9 protein-coding genes are annotated in these 16365 nt (G+C 52.8%); 1 reads left to right on the top strand and 8 read right to left on the bottom strand.

The features are described 5' to 3' along the window. Nucleotides 1-2: 2 nt before the first annotated feature. The 8 genes from ACZ5EH_RS00370 to ACZ5EH_RS00405 all read right to left on the bottom strand — a co-directional run bounded on the left by ACZ5EH_RS00370 (nucleotide 3) and on the right by ACZ5EH_RS00405 (nucleotide 15279). Entirely contained in the window at nucleotides 3-2336 is a 2334-nt protein-coding gene (locus ACZ5EH_RS00370; RefSeq protein ID WP_464276157.1) for a type VI secretion system Vgr family protein, read from the bottom strand. A 6-nt stretch (nucleotides 2337-2342) separates the two neighbouring features. Next, nucleotides 2343-4967 (bottom strand): type VI secretion system Vgr family protein, encoded by a 2625-nt coding sequence (locus tag ACZ5EH_RS00375; protein WP_464276158.1) that lies wholly within the window; start codon nucleotides 4965-4967, stop codon nucleotides 2343-2345. A gap of 11 nt (nucleotides 4968-4978) precedes the next feature. Next, complete coding sequence (locus ACZ5EH_RS00380; protein WP_464276159.1) at nucleotides 4979-7330, bottom strand: type VI secretion system Vgr family protein; 2352 nt, start codon at nucleotides 7328-7330, stop codon at nucleotides 4979-4981. A gap of 717 nt (nucleotides 7331-8047) precedes the next feature. Then, nucleotides 8048-11026, bottom strand: coding sequence for an ATP-binding protein (locus tag ACZ5EH_RS00385; protein WP_464276160.1), 2979 nt, complete (start codon nucleotides 11024-11026; stop codon nucleotides 8048-8050). A gap of 69 nt (nucleotides 11027-11095) precedes the next feature. Continuing rightward, nucleotides 11096-11986, bottom strand: a complete 891-nt coding sequence (locus ACZ5EH_RS00390; RefSeq protein ID WP_464276161.1) for a phosphate/phosphite/phosphonate ABC transporter substrate-binding protein — start codon at nucleotides 11984-11986, stop codon at nucleotides 11096-11098. Nucleotides 11987-12125: 139 nt separating this feature from the next. Then, on the bottom strand, nucleotides 12126-12407 hold the full coding sequence (locus tag ACZ5EH_RS00395) for a hypothetical protein (protein ID WP_464276162.1): 282 nt from the start codon (nucleotides 12405-12407) through the stop codon (nucleotides 12126-12128). Nucleotides 12408-13089: 682 nt separating this feature from the next. Beyond that, nucleotides 13090-14253 (bottom strand): iron-containing alcohol dehydrogenase, encoded by a 1164-nt coding sequence (locus ACZ5EH_RS00400; protein WP_464276163.1) that lies wholly within the window; start codon nucleotides 14251-14253, stop codon nucleotides 13090-13092. Nucleotides 14254-14265: 12 nt separating this feature from the next. Next, nucleotides 14266-15279, bottom strand: a complete 1014-nt coding sequence (locus ACZ5EH_RS00405; RefSeq protein ID WP_464276164.1) for a polysaccharide deacetylase family protein — start codon at nucleotides 15277-15279, stop codon at nucleotides 14266-14268. Between the two features lie 119 nt (nucleotides 15280-15398). Between ACZ5EH_RS00405 and ACZ5EH_RS00410 the strand changes: the two genes are divergently transcribed. Beyond that, the gene (locus ACZ5EH_RS00410; protein WP_464276165.1) at nucleotides 15399-16358 is read left to right on the top strand and encodes a bifunctional helix-turn-helix transcriptional regulator/GNAT family N-acetyltransferase; all 960 of its coding nucleotides are present in this window, start codon (nucleotides 15399-15401) and stop codon (nucleotides 16356-16358) included. The last annotated feature ends 7 nt before the right edge of the window (nucleotides 16359-16365 follow it).

Here is a 16365-nt window from a genome sequence, read left to right on the forward strand (position 1 = left end):
CGCTAGATGTCCTCTTCAAGTCCGAAGATTTCATCTCCGTTTTCAGCCAAGACGGTCAGCGTGCTGCCTATCCGCATCACATCACCGGCAAGTGTGGCGCGTTCTTCATACAAACGCGCAATGGCATTTTTAAGTTCGTTTTTCTGGGCGGCCATCCTGTTGATCGATTCACTCACTTCGTTCTTTTCGTTTGTGAGTTTTTCAACATCGCCCTTAAGGTCTTCGATTTCCACTCCCAGTAATTCCTTGCTATCAGCTATTTCCTGGATGCTACCGTGCAGTTTTTCTTTTGTTTCGGTGAGCTTTTTTCTCTTGTTTATGAGCTTGCCTTCATGGCTCACGGCCTTGTTCTTTTCTCCAACCGCCTTCTTATAATCCTTTGCTACAATACCTTTTTCACCAAGAGCCTCTTTTACGTCACCGGTAACATTGGCGAAACTAAATCCTAATTTGGTTCCTTCCGCCCGCACAATGTGCAGGTCCAAAGCCGTACCCTTGTATTTTTTTCCCAAGGTGCTTCCGATACTGGGCCCGCACGTCAGGCTGAGATCAGTCAGCAATACGTCCTTTACAGCGCTGCCCAGAATGCATTTCTCCGAGTCACCAATAGTGACCGTATTGCAAATGCCCGCATCCATGCCCAGGAGACCGTCGGTAATCATATGCAGGCCTTTGCCACTGCCCTTTGCGGACGCGTGTTTGCTCCACCATTTTTGAAAGGCGCTCTGGTTATCACCGTTACCGCTCCCCAGAACCTGGTTCGCATTGTTCTGAACTCGCTGCATGTGTTTTTTGTGTACGTCTTCGGGCAAGGTGCCTAGCACAAAGGTGGAATCCGCCGTCGGTGAGGACAAAGCCAGGTAGTTGTTGCCCGAGTTGTCATCAAGCTCCAGCTTGTTCCCCGATGCAGTTTGCAGCCTGTGCCTGGTCTTCTCCTCACCTTTTATCATGCTGGGAGTATTGACGTTGGGGACCGCTCCACAAATTATGGGGCGGTCCGGATCGCCCTGTAAAAAAGTGAGCAGCACCTCGGTGCCTTTATGCAGGGGCAGATGCAAACCATGATCGCCCCCCCCGTATGGCTGCAGCATGTGTATCTTTGCGGACTTGGGGGTTTCGTCCGGATTCTGCCCAAAGGGCAGAATGACCTGATAGCGTCCCTTTTCATCCACCTCGGCGTATTTCCCTGACCCCTCAGCCGCTATTACGGCGGACAGCACGCCCGCAATCCGGGGGACAGGAGCGGTCCATTCGGGCTTGAAAGGGGTTGCGGAAGGGATAGCCGTGAATACGGCGCTGTAAGAAACCTTGGCCGAAGCGCCCTGCCCTTCCCCCAAAGGTTGCACGCCTTCATGCTGCACGCTTGTGACCAGGTAGTCCGCATTGAAGGAATCCAGCGGGTGCTTCTCAAGCTTGATGCAAAAACCGCTGCGCGCAAGAGGCGCATCCAACTCGCCCGTAAACGTTTTGGCCCGACAGGCCAGAATCTGTTTGCGGCATTTGGCTTTTGCAGAAATGGAGTTCGGGCTGACAGGAGCGCTCACAAATCCCCCAAAGAAGCGCTCTTGTCCCGCCGTTTTGCCGGCTTCCTCCTCGCCATGCACTACAAGATCAGGCGTCTCGGGATTGTAGTCGTCCACAACCACCTTCTTCACTGTCTGGCGCGCATTCAGGGAAAACGTATGGATGGCGTTTTTTTGCACTTCATGCTCAAGGCCCGAGGCTTCCAGAAACGTCAGGGTGGCGTCCTTGTCAGGCGCCTCATGGGCATCCGGGCTGTCGGCAAAAATCAACTTCTGGCTCTCGCCTTCCTTTTTTCCAGGCTCAAAAAAATAATAGATGCCACTTCGCTGTGTCAGTCGATGTAAAAACTGCAGCTCGTCCTCTTGGTAGCGGCAGGTCATCTGACGCTTGTCGTAGCTTTCCTTCAGCTTGAAGTCGAAATCCAGGCCTGACTGGAAGCGTGATTTTGACAGCACATCCTTAAGCACATCAGGCACTGATTTTTTTACGTAGACAGCATTGGTGACGTTGCGTTCCAGGCGTGTAAGCACTGGCGATAAAAAAGCGCGGTAGCGGTGCATTCCTTTTACGCGCCCCCGCTCCATGAACCAGACCAGACAGCCCGCATAGGTCTGTTTGCGCTGCCCTGCTTGCAAAGTGAGCGTTGCGGGCGCGTCGAGCATGGCTTCCGCATCCACGGATTTCCCAGCCAGGTCCAGCACAAAGGCAAAAGGAACGCCCAGGCCTTCCGAACCTTTCAGCCGGATCACCCGCAGGTCGTCTTCTCCACAAGCCTTACAATCAAAGGAAAATCTGATGGTTCTCTTACTCATAACACCCTACAATGCACCGTACTCGCCGAGGATTCTGTTGACTTCACCGGCTGTGACTTCTTCCAAGCCCATGAGTTCCTCTTTGGTCTCGCCCAGCCGTTCCACAGTGGCTTTTACCGACTCGTATTCTCCATACAACTCCTCAAGTTCTTCGTATAAGGCTGCGGACTCATTGGTACCACTGGTAACGGAGCCACTGAGGGTTTCCTTTTCGCTTGCAAGCTGCTTTTTCTCTCTGACAAGCTCGGCTTTTTCTCCGGCGCTCCTGGTTTCTTCTTCGGATGCGGTTTTTACATCGTTCTCAAGCTTATCCACTTCCCCTTTCAGGGCGTTACTCGAAACCTCGGCCCGCATTTTTTCATCCACCACCTGTACTTTCTGCTCTATGAGGTATTGCTTGCTTGCCTGAATACGCTTGGCGGACTTTGAAGCCTCGCTAGTCTCGCCCTCAACCTTTTTCTTGAACAGGTTGATTTCCTTCTTCGCCTTGATCAGAGTAGTGGCTTCCAGAATATTCCAGGTCAGGGCCAAGGCCACGTTCATGGTCAGCTTGGTGGGCAAGGCCCCCGCCAGCGCAATAGCGCCCAAGCCAAAATCCTTGGTGGCCTTCGCGGCTTCCCAGCCACCAATGATGCCCGGGAACAGGCTGAGGGTTCCCAGTTTATAGCCCAGGGGAATGCCGATATTGGCGGAATTAAAGCTGCCAAAAACAGCACTTCCATATTCTCCGAAAAAAACACTCGACTGGGTTCCTGCATATATGGAGATCCAATCCGGTGTATCAAACTGCAGACCGTGCTTGCCGGGCTTCTCCGAAGGGTCCAGCACCTTGGTCCTTTGAAACCAATTTTTTGCGGCATCGGAACCTTGTTGCGAGGCATCCCCGTAGTTGTCACAATTGAAGGCGTTCGATTTAAAGAAATTGGCAGCACTCTGATCGCTGGCCCAGCCCTTGTTTCCTTCTCCACCACTGTCGCCATCCCCGTCTTTGGATGCACCCTGCTTTTGCATCGCCTCATTGGCGAGGGCTGGCGGCATCATATTGGCACCCAGGCGCACTGTGGTCTTGCTGTCCGTGTTATGCAGACGCAAATGCTGCTTCCCGCGAACATCCCCCATGATCATGCTGTTGCCATGGGCGGTGGAAAGGGTGTTGTGGGCCGGTTCCTTGGAAGTGACAGGCGAGGGGTTGTGCGGATTGGAAAGGGCGCCCACGATGACGGGCCGGTCCGGATCTCCGTCATGAAACATCAACGCCACCTCGCACCCTTTATGCAGGGGCAGGTGCAGGCCGTGGTTACTTCCGGCATAGGGCTGCGCCATCCGCAGCCAAGCCGAGGCCTTGCCATCCTTGCGGCCGGAACGGTCAAAAGGCAGGATGACCTTGTAACGGCCATGGTCGTCTATCTCTGCGTATTCGCCCGAACCCTGTGCATCAATGGTGGCGTTCAAAATACCATGGATACTGGGGCGCGTAGTCCTTCTCTCCGACCGGAACACCACATCGTTGGGAATCGCTGTAAACGTATTGCTGTAGCCAGCTTCTTCCTTCTGATCTTCACTAGAGGCGATTTTAACGCCCAAAGTCCTGGCCAAGAGGCCTTCCTGATGCCCTTTGTGCACCACCTTGGTCAGTAGATACTTGGCATTGAAGGACTGATTATCATGCCCTTTCAGGGTGAATGTCCTGCCCGGCCGGAAATAGGGGCAATGGCTCGCCCCATAAAATTGCTCGCGTTCGCAGGCCAGTTGCTGGGCAGCGATGGTGGCCAGCCTCTTGCCCTGCTTGGTTGTCTTCACGTTGGCGCCGAACAGATGGACTTCGCCGAAAGCGGACGGCGCACTCCCTATCTGTGTGCCCAGATGTACGTTCTGCTGCGCCAGAATGTGGTGCATATCCTTTCGGTAGTTCACATCCCTGATGGCCACGATGCCGGACTTTGCCGTAAACTTGCGCGCAAATTCATGAATAAATTTTTGTTGCGACGCATGTTCCGGACTCGGACCAGGCAGGTAGTCCAGAGGGCCGCCAGGACAATCCTTGAACACATGGGCGTCCGCAATCACACATTTGTCCCCGCCATCCCCTGTATCAAAAAAGAAAAAACCACCTTCATTCTCAAGTCTTCGGGCCAGAAAATTGTAATCAGACTCCTGATACTGACATGTATACTCGCGCGGTTCGTGCTCTTCCTTGAACGAAATTTCGAAATCCACACCCTGTGCGAAATCAGCGCCTTCCAGCACTTCGGTGGCAATGGCGGTGAGGTCTTTCTCCAAAAATATCCTGTTGTTCGTGGCCAGCAACAGGCGCTGCAAGCGCGGCATCATGACCACGCGGTAGAGGGTGTAAAGCCCCGCGCCTTGCAGGCTCTCCGCACTTGCCAATACCCCTTGGAAAACCGCTTCTTCCGCTTTCTGCCCATTGGAACTCGGGGGGCGCACCTTCAAGGTAGCCTTGGCGGCAAGCGCTTTGGCAAGGTCGAGTGTGGCGTCCTGTGCGGCCAGCAGAATTTCAAACGTAAACAATTTGCTGCACTTTTCCGTACCGTTGAATCGCACAACGTGAAACGTATCGTCAGCAAAACCGTCCAAGGTAAAGCGCATGGTTGTTTCCGAGGCGTCCGGCATAAGGTAGTCCCTCAAATAGTCCCGTTTTCTCCAGCAACTTTGGCGGTGTTGCCCTTGATTGCGTCAAAATTTTCATGGGTGTCAGTATCCTCGCCAAAAACATGAATTTCATTGCCGGTTTCTCTGTTACGGGACTCACCCATGTCATCTTCACTGTCTGTCAGTTGGGTATCTTCCCCATTGCCCTCAGATATTTCTATGACAATTTGCCTTTCAGACTCGTTCGCCTCTTCCACCTGGCCTTCTACGCTATCTTTGTTTTCCACAAGGTTTTTTTCCGACTTTTTCACTGAGTTCTCATCGCCCGTGCCTTCGGATTCCTCTCCCCTGACATCGGTCTGCTTATCGACAACACCCTCTTCATCACCAACCGTGCCATCTTCATTTTCGGAAGCGGATTTGAGGTTGTCCCTCAAAGAATCCCAGACACCTTTGATGCGTGTCCTTGTCGCGCAGGCAACCTTCTTTCCTATGATGTTGTGCACCTTGATGGTGTTGAACTCGGTTTTACTGCCGGCAAAAATGGAGACATCGTTGCCTGTCACCAACGAAAAGGAAGGAACAACAACACCGGCCGAGACAGCAAGTTTCAGTCCCAGATAGCAGTTGTAAGTCACTCCGCAGATGACAGTGGCGCTGTGTTTGGCCGTAATGGAAAGCTCGTGGCCCGGCGATGTCCAGAAGTTGAAGCCATTTTTGTCAAAGTAATTGCCGGACATGTCCTTTGTGTCTTTACCGGAGTCTTTATCGTCCCCGGAAGCGTCATTATTTTGTGGCGGAGGCTCTGCGTCATCGTAATTTGAAGCTTCATCGGCATTCGCCAAGGTAGCGGGAGGAGCGCCAATGCCTATGCCCGCCCCTCCCATGGGGGAAAACAGCATCAAGCCGGAAGCGCCCTCTTTATCCTCAAATTTCAGCTTATTGCCCCCGGGAGTATGCACATGCGCCTGGCTGGTATTCTTTTGCACCACCGGCCCCGTCGCCTTAACATTGGGCAGAGCCCCCATAATGAAAGGGCGGTCCGGGTCACCCTGCTCGTGCCCCATAAGCACTTCAGCCCCGCCCAATAGCGGAAAGTGCAAGCCATACCCCACCCCTGCATGCGGGCTCATCATACGTACAGGGGCAGACGATTTGCATTTGCCCCGGGACGCCGCATCAAAACCGAACTTGACGTGGTAACGCCCCGCATCATCGAGATGGGCGTAAGTGTCGCCCTCAGCTTCCACAAACGCATGCACCCCTCCACAAACCTTGGGCGGCTGGGTATCATGCAAGGGGCGGTATTGCTGGTCGGCGCAAACAGCTGCAAAACGATTCCGATAGCCTGCAGTCTGCTTGGATTGAGCGGGTTCTGCGTCTGCTCCACCCTGCTCTTCTGCAACACCCCAGTGTTCAACACGCAAGGGAATATAGTCAGTGTTACATGCGTCCAATGGATGCTGCTGCAAAGAAAATTTTTGCGCAGGCAAGATAAGGGGCGACGTGGAAATGCCAATATGCCGATCCCCTTTTGCGGCTTGGCTTTGCGCCCTGAAAAGCGCCTGCTGCTTTACATCACCAAGGGAGGCAGCTGCGTCGCCATAGGTGTACGCCTCGCCGAACCCGGTTGCTGCAACATCATGCTCCGCTTCCAGTTTCAAATCCAAACGTTCGTAATTCCAGTCCGTCAGACGCACCTTTGCAGGAACAGCGACAACCTTGCGCGACAGGCGATTCACGCCAGGTCCATGCTCCGCTTGTGTAGAACCAGCAGGAGCGAACATCAGACGCAAGGCAGCAGCATCTCCGTCAACGTCCTGCCGGCTGCCAATGCTGTCGGCAACAACCAATTTGTCCCCGTTTTCCGTATACTCAAAAAAATACGAGAGCCCATTATGCTCCAACCTGCGTGTAAAAAACGTCATGTCGCTTTCATTGTATTGACAGAGATATGGAGTTTTCGGGGGGGCAGCGTTAAGCCGGAATTCAAAGTCAGAAGACTGCAGATCATTTTCTTGCAGTACATTAGTCAGAACATCTTTGAGTTCCTGATCTATGAACGTGCGGTAATTATGGCTCAACCCCAGCCGTTGCAGCTGGGGGACCAAAATAACATCAAGATATACCGTGTCGCCAATAACCCGCAAAACATGGAGTACATCGATAACCCCGTATTTACGGACCTTGGAGCTTCCCACAGCAATCTCCAGATATGCCTTTTTTCCAAGCAAGGCATCCGGATCAAACCCCGATTTCGCTGTCGTAAGGGAAATATCAAAAGCAAAACACGAATCGATACTTTCCACACCGTGAAAGGAAAGCACTCTAAACGTAGCATCCTGATCTTTTAAACAGGCAAATTCAAATTCAACAGTTTGCATATTGTCTGATCTTGCTTTGCGATTCAGGTCGATAGTAAACAGCCATGCCAGAACAGCTTCAAATACAATTCAAGCAAAACAAATGCAAAAATAGAACAAGGCAGGGAAAAGGAAAACCTCATACATCTATATTTTCAATCAGCGTTAGTATTCTGCAGATCAATATTTACTCTTTCTTGCAAACACTAAACATCTGGATACTGATAGTATAGACAGAACTTGAATTTTCCAAAGAACACAAGACAAGCAACGAATTATAACAACATGATTAATTTTTATTCAATTGTTAACAAATAGATATTTTTTGGGCAAGCATTTTTTCCTTTAAGTTTTCAAAAGAGGATGTCCCGCATCCATGCTCGCATCACGCAATATTCGACTTTTCTGCAACGACCGCATCAAGGTTTTAGAGATTTCAAGAATCAATAAAAAGGGTTATCTACCTCTCCAAACTATGCTGGGTAAAACCTAAATAGCATTTTTTAATCCTTCTTTATCAGTCTTTCACTATTTACGATCAATCCTGAAAAAAATCAGGAATGTTTTTCTACGAAATGTCATGGAGGTACAGAGCAGAATCAGAGCCATGCCTTTTCAGCACTCGCTGTAACACAGAGGAAAATTGCATTGATGCAGCGCAGCACGCTACTTTGGAAACAAAATGAAATCGCAGAAAAGCGTTATTTCAGAGAATAGAGAGACATCAAGGAAGGGGGATCAGACCAGTTCAACCCTGGACAAGTAATCATCCAAGCCATCTACGGCTTTTTCGGCCTCGGCCTTGTCTCCCGTCAAGCCGGCTTGTTGCAACATGGAGCCAAAATCGCTGACAGGGGCCAATCCATAGGCCTTACCTTCACCTTTCATCTGGTGCCCCAAGCGCGCAATCGAAGAAATGTCACCATTTCCCAGCATGCTCCGCAATTCCGCCACACTATCGCGCGTCGCCTGCAGATAGCGGGGGGCGATATCAATAAAATCCGGATCGACTTCTACTTCGATGGGACCTTCAGAAGGGTATTCCGCAAGAGGTTCATCACGAAGCGGAGCACAACTTGTCGCTTCGGCGCCACCATCTTCCAGCAAGCGGGAGTCATCTTTCCCATGGACGGTAGTAAAGCGCGAAATGATATCCAACAGCACCTTTTTCCGTATGGGCTTGGCCAGGTGTATGTCGCACCCGGAAGCAAGACTGTGCTCCCGATCCTCAATGAAGGCTTGCGCTGTCATGGCCACAATCGGCGTGCGCTCAAGGCCTTGCTCCCGCTCGTATTCGCGAATCATCTCAGCGGCTGAAAAACCATCGAGAACCGGCATGCGGATGTCCATGAGCACAAGCCCGTAGCGGTTACGCTTGAACAGCTCGACCCCTTCTTCGCCATTGCGGGCAATATCCACACTGCATTCGGCCTGGCGCAGGTAGGCAATCACAACAAAAGCATTATATTCTGAATCTTCAACAAGCAGCACTCTGAGCTTTTCCTTGCGGGAATCGCCCTCCTCTTCCTTTTGCGAAGGCATTGCCAACGTGCTATTGAAGCTGCCCGCCACTCTACTGCTGTCTTTGCGCCTTTCCCCATCGGAAGACATGATCGCCATATCCATTTGCGACGCACTGTCGACGCAGCCGAACGCTGCTGTGAAATGGAAGACGCTGCCGCGGCCTTCCAGGCTCTCCACCCAGAGATTGCCTCCCATCAACTCCACCAAATGTTTGCAGATGGCCAACCCCAGCCCGGAGCCGCCATATTCGCGGGTAATGGAGGGGTCACCCTGGGTGAACCGCTCAAAGATGTTCTCCAGATTCTGACTTTTTATGCCGATTCCTGTGTCTTTTACACTGAAATGTATAAAAAAGAGCTCCCCTTCTTGAGGTTGCTCGGCTCCGTGGGGTTCAACAGCAATGCGCACTTCACCAATATGTGTGAATTTTATGGCGTTACCTACAAGATTCAGTAACACCTGTCGCAGTCTCGTGGGATCACCGGAAAGGTATTCAGGAATGTAGGTCGAAATATCCGCACGAAGCTCCAGGCCTTTTTCCGCCGCCTTGGGCCCCAAGACCTTGCAAACCGCCTCGACAAGTGGCGCAGGCTGGAAAGGAATGTTTTCAAGGTGCAGCTGCCCTGCTTCAACTTTGGAAATATCCAAAATATCACCAAGGAGACCCAAGAGGGATTCGCTGGCTGCATCAAATATGTGCAGATACTGCTTTTGTTCTTCATCCAGGGGAGTGTCTTTCAGCAGCTCCGCCATGCCCACAATGGCGTTCATGGGGGTCCGAATTTCATGACTCATGGCTGCCAGAAACTGACTTTTGGCCATGCTCGCCGCCTCTGCGGCAACCTTGTCCCGCTCAAGTTTCTCGGCACGCTTGAGTTCGGTCATGTCGATGATCGACCCCTCGAGGTGCTGAATCTGCCCGCCATGGTCACGCACCACCCAACACGTTTCCAGGACCCATTTTTTTTGCCCATCCCTGGATACGTACTGCTGGGGGTAGTTTTCCAAGGATCCGCTGGAAAGCAGCAATGTGAGCACATGCTCTCGTTCGGCAGGGTTGGGGTAGACCTGCCTGCCGATATCTGTAATTTCCCGGAGAAGTTCGTCTGCCGTAGCATAGCCCAATATTCTGGCCAAAGCGTTATTAGCGCTGATATAGCGTCCCGCCAGTGTACTCTGGTAGATGCCGGCCAAAGAGTTTTCGAATATGCTGCGGTATTTCGCTTCTGCGTTTTCCAGCGATTTCTGCTTTTCACCCAGTTGCAGCATCATGTTTTGGAAGGCTTTAGCCAAATCACCAACTTCATTGGAAGGGACAGTCAGCCCCTTCAAATCCACTTCGCCAACAGAAGATGAACGCATGGTCAACGCAAGTTTCTTGATAGGCTTGATCAGCCTGCGCACAAAATAAAAGGAACAAAGCCCCAGGAGCAGTATCAGGGCCACGGAAATGGCAATGGTGTTCAGTCGTAAAGCTTCAAGCTGACCACGACGGGCAATATAGTTCTTGAAAACGGCTAAACGCACCGCGCTTTCGCCTTCCTGGTAGGTAAAATCCAGTCTGTCCCATTTTCCCAGGGCATCCAAAGGCGCGGTCGTATGATAATTTTTATCATTACTCCATGCTGCAACATTCACATCGGCATTCGAAGCTGCAAAATTATCGAGAAAAATTTCAAGAGAACGCCCCAGCACCAGAACGCCGAGTACGCGTTCCTCATAAAGCCGTATTGGCTGTGCGTAGTAGAGATAAAGTTTGCCGTCGAAACGCCCCAAGCCTTGAAGGGTATTTCCTTGTAATGCCGCTTTGATAACTGGATTGCCGGAGACGTCATCACCGAAAACGAACTCTTGGTGCCCCCTTGCTATAACTACGCCATTTCTGTCAATAAAGGAGACGTAATCGATCTTGTCGCCGACAAAAGCGTTGGAGCGCTGGTAAAGGACATCCGCATCACCGACATTGAGCGCTGGAACAACCTCAGGCCCATTGGCCAGCAGCGCTCCCAGTTTGGACTGCTGCTCCAGGGCGTCGTTGAGTTTGAACAGCAAATCCTGCCGGGTTTGTTCCAGGCTTTGATGGATGCTGTCATCGAGAACACCTAAAAGGGATTCGGTCTGAAAAAGATATGCCCCCCCTAGGATAAGGAGAGGCAGAAAAACCAGTGTGAGTATCTGAGGAACGAGCTTCATGGGCTCAGTATCTGCAGTTTTTTTTCAATTTTGATGTTTCTCGCTGCTCTTGCAGCATACGAATCGGCATCAGGGTTTGCTCTCGTTTGCTTCACGGACAATATCATAGAAGGAATCGTCACGGACTGCAAAGCTATGGGGGCTGCCAAGCAAATCCGCTCGCCGCTCAGGAGCATTCTCGTATTCCACCAGCGCCTTGCGCAGGGCCTGAACCATTTCCTGAGACACATGTCCCCCTGCAGCATAGGCATCAAAGGGGATTTCCGGAGTTTTGGCAACTATGCGCAACATGCCGGGATTTTTTCTGTCGGCATCTCTAAAGGCATCGTCGTAGACAGCACCAGCATCGACAGAGCCTTGCAGCACAGCCTTGATGACCTTGTCGTGCTTTTTGAGCATGAAGGTCCGTGAAAAATCATTATCCGGATCGAAACCGTTTTTCCTGAGAAGCAGCCGCGGGTACAGATAGCCAGACCCGGATTGTGGATCCGTGTAGCCGAAAGTGGCGCCTTTAAGATCTTCGATCTTCCGGATGGGCGAGGTTGTCCGCGTTACGATATACCCACGGTAGTGATCCTGAATTTCGCCAAAGACATTGCGTTTACGGATACTTGCCAAATATTGCAACTCCGGCAAAGCCTTCCTGGCCTGCACATAGGCATTGGAAGAAAAGAATCCCACGTCAACAGTCTTGGCATTGAGCCGATCCGACAGCTCTTCATAGTCAGCGGCCACATGAAAAACTGTTTCCACATCCAACACTCTGGCAAGGTAGACCATGAGAGGCGCATGTATTTCACGCAAAGTTGCCGGGTCTTTCCACGGCGTAGAGGCAAACACCAGGCGTTGTTGCTCCGCCCGCAGACTGCCGGGGCCAAAAACCAGAAGCAAGGCAAACACACAAGCAAAAAGCAGGCGCATAACAATTTGGGTACGAATTGTCTCAGATAGCAAACGCATCACGATCTCCCCTTCATTACCATAAGCTGACCTTGAATGAAAATCAGGCCATGCTTTTTGTGCGCTGGAGTTTCATGGCGTTTTGGTGAAAATTCCGCGACCGTTTGGCATCTCTGCCCTTTTTTTCTCTGGGCGTACATCAAAACAAGGAATGTTGTTTTTGCGGTTTTGCCCCGGCCGGTCCTCCGCTGGCACCGTCTTTGTCGCCAGCATCTGCCTTGCCACGACCGTCTGGAATATCGGCACCTTCCGAGGCAACTATCCCGGGCAATACACCTTGAGCCTGGGGATCCACGCCCATGCGAAACGGATACAGTGGACAATGTGCGATGACGCACTCCTGCACTTCCTGCTTATTCCCTCCGGAACATTCCAGGCATTTATCACGTATGGCGCGCAGTGGCGTATTGCGTTGCGGCATTATCCAATCCTCTTGTTTTTTTCTCATCATATCTTATTTCAATACCAGGGCCAAGACATCTTCAGCCTGTCTGCTCCACGTCCAGCTAAGCTTTCTGCTCGTTTTAATTAGCAAATATTCACGGGCTGGATTTTCAACGGCTATCGCTGTACTGAATGAGACATTGAACTGGTCGGGCCGCAAGTGTATGCTCGCATCATTCTTTTTACTCCGGGCTCGCCCCTTTTTGACAAGTAGGGGATTATATCCCCCCCCAGACGATGCGCAGATACACTTTACAAACCCGTTACCACTATGGCGCCGGCCAACGGCCGTGACGCTGCATATGACCCACAACGCAAATGCGTTGTGGCGGATTCCACGTAAAGTGGATTCCGCCCCGTGCAACAGAGGTACGTGACCATGATGGAATGGATTCTCTATTCCCTGGGAGGAGTGCTTGTTATATTGCTTATCGTGCTGTTGCTGCGCAGACGGCATCGCCGAGGCGGTTCCGGCGTGTCAAACGTCAATTTCCGCAAATACAAATCCCAAGAAATACACAAACGCGGCCACTATCACGATATAGTGAAATAATCACTGCCGCGCCCTCCTCCATCTTCCATAACTTCAGGACGCTACAGTCTTCTTCCAAAAGCAAGAACGCCCCCAACAGCAGAAAGAGGCAAGGTGCTCGCCGTAGTTACAGCGAGCTTTCCAGGATTCCACGTACTGCAGCGTCGGAAAGTGCAATTGGATTGCCCTTCATGCTGCTTGCGCGCTGCCCTTTCGCAGTCATCGCATCCAATTCGTCTTCAGATAGCCCCATCTCACCCAGTCCTTTCACACCAAAACGGGAGCACAAGGCGGCTACCCAGTCTGCTCCATCCTCCGCCGTGGCGGATGCACTGCCCGTAACAATGGTTGCCAGCTCCTGAAAACGGCCAAGAATCCGCACATTCCAGGAATCAGAAGCGTTTTTCTGTAACGCCCTGATGTTTGCACGTAGCGCATGGGGCAATACTGCAGCGCAAATCATGCCATGGGGCGCTCCCAAAGCCCCACCCAAGGGCGCAGCCAGACCGTGCACAGCGCCCAAGCCGCCATTGGCCAGCGCCAGACCGGAAAACAGGCTCGCCAGGTGCATTGCCTCACGGGCTGCCAGGTCACTGCCGTTTTCCCAGGCAACAGGTAATGAGCGCGCCGCGCGCACAAGCCCTTCCATGCAGAAACCATCCGTGATGGGAGTGGCCTTCCGCGAAACATACGCCTCCATCAACTGCGTAAGGGCGTCCAGCCCCGTGGAGGCAGTGACGGAAGGAGGCATGCCCACCGTCAATTCCGGATCGACAATGGCAAGCCGCGGCAGCATGCTCTTATGCCGCAGGCTGACCTTCACCTTGTCAGTGAGCGAGACAAGCACGGCGTTACGCGTGACCTCTGCGCCCGTCCCAGCCGTGGTCGGCACGGCAACGCAGGGCGCTGCCGGATTTTCCAATGGCTGACCGTCACCTATCACCTCCATATACTGCAGCAATTCTCCTGCATTCGTCATCTTCGCTGCAATGGCCTTGGCCGCGTCCATGGCGCTGCCGCCACCAAATCCGACAACTGCGTCGCAACCTGCAGTGAGCGCGACACGTGCGCCTTGCTCCACCACGGGTACACTGGGTTCACCAGCCACACTGAACAGAACGGTTTCCAGACCTTGAACCAGCATTGCGTGGGTCAAAGGGGCGGCTCTACCGGTATCCCCCCCCGTCACCACGAGATAGCGTTTGCCCAGTTCCTTCATTTTTATGGCGCCCTGTTCCAGCACTCCAGCGCCAAAAAGAATCTCTCCTGCCGTGGCAAAGGTGAATTGCATACGCGCTCCTCGTCACTTTTCGGGAATGTTCCCTTTTGCAAGAGCCGCCAATCCGGCCATATGCAGCGATTGCATGCCTTTTTTCTCGTGCAGCGTGCGCCATTTTTCCAGCAACGTACGCAATGCGGCCATGTTGGCCTCGGTCTCGTCGCCAAAATTATGGGGGTGCCACCAGAGGTGCAAAACGCGCCCTTTGCGGGATGCAGCCTCCATGGCCACTTCGAGCCGTTTCAGCTTTACGGGCTCCAAAAAAGCGCGCCCTGGCGCATGGGGGCGCAAGAAATGGCTGGCGCGTATATTTACCGGAGCCATTTCCGCGGTATTTTCCAACCTCCAGGCGCCACTGCCGGATAACGGAAAATAGGCATTTGCCAACCTGGCAGCTCGGGAACATGCGTCTTTGCCCTTTTCACCCCAGAACCGTGCCCGCCCTCTGTAGGCGGAAATGCCGTTGGCAAGGCAGACATCCAGACAGTCCTGCCCCACCTGGTTCCGTGGGAAAACCAGGCTTTGCAGCCTCAGACCATGGAGCGCCGCAACATTCTGCGCCGCCTGCACATCAGCGGAAAAAGCGGCCACGCTGTGGCCAGGCTCCTGGCAATAATAATGGGCATAGGTATGGCACCCCACTTCCTGCCCCGGCGTATCGCGAATGCGCGCCACAAGAGAAGGAGCAAAGTGGTACGGGTCCGCTGTTTCGCTTTCTCCTAGTGATTCCGTGGAGCCATACGGGGAAAGTCGCGGGTTATCATACGCCGGACGAACCTGTGGAGAATACTCCAAAAATTCGCGTTTTCCACGACACATAAGCGCGCCAACCGTCGCCCAGGTGGCTTGCACGCCATAGGCGGCAAAAATATCCAGCATGCGCTTTACAGCCTCCCTGGCATTGAGCAGGCGCAGGGCCCAGGCATCCAGAGAACGCTTGTCCCGCACCCCCCAGAAAAGCTCGAAATCAAGGGAAATGCAAAGTGCCCCTCCCGGTAAAAGGGCGGTGCCGGAAGAATTCTTCGTATCCTTTTCCATGCCCGCAACTTACCGCCTTGCCCCTGACAAGGCAATGCCCTCTGTACAAGCCTATGCCTTTTATTGACACTATCAACACAACAAGTATAGTGTTCACAAAACTAAGATCTGGAGGCGTTATGGCTGACAATACGCTCGCGTCCGAGGCTGAACTGAGAAACAATGCCGTGGCCCACTTCCGGCGTTTCAACCGTTTCTACACCACACTCCTTGGACTTTTGAACCGCGGGCTTTTGGACAGCTCCCTCGGGCTCAGTGAAGTGCGTGTATTATACGAGATAGCAAGCGCCCCTGGCGTGAGCGCAGTGGAACTGACGCGAATCCTGGAAATGGACAGGGGGCAGCTTTCACGCATCCTTGCAAAGTTGCGTAAAAACGGGCTTATCAACCGTCAGGAAGAACGCAGCGGACGCAGACCCGTCCCACTCTCCCTTACGGCGCAAGGGGGCGAAATTCTGAATGCACTCCAGGAGGCATCAAACAAGCAGGCCGCCGGCTTGTTGCAACATCTCGACGCCCGCGGCATTGCCAGATTTCGGGCATCTCTCAGCGAAATAGAACAAATGCTGCAGCAAAGCGATGCGCCGCGCCCTGCTGTGCACCTGCGGGAAGCTCGCTCAGGGGATATGGGGTGGGTCATCATGCGCCACGGTGAATACTACGGACACACCTGCGGATTTGGCCTTGATTTCGAAGGGTATGTGCTGCTGGGGCTTGCCGAGTACCTGCAACGACCAAAAACACGTAGCCGTCTCTGGATTGCGGAGCGTGCGGGCGAGCCGCTGGGTTCTGTAGCGATTGTTGAACAACCGGATAACCAGGCCCAAATGCGCTGGTTGCTGGTGGAGCCCCACGCCCGCGGTTTGGGAGTGGGTAAAATGCTGGTAGGCAATGCTGTGAATTTTGCAAAAGAACAGGGATACGATAGAATTTATCTTTGGACCATCAGCACGTTGCTGCCGGCACGGTCCCTGTACGCAGCCTCCGGCTTTACCCAGACAGGGCAAAAACCCGGAGACATGGGAGGGTGCCCTGTGACAGAGGAATGCTGGGAGCTTGCGCTTGGCAGCATCTCGTAAAGGCAAA

Source organism: Desulfovibrio biadhensis (genome assembly GCF_055388615.1).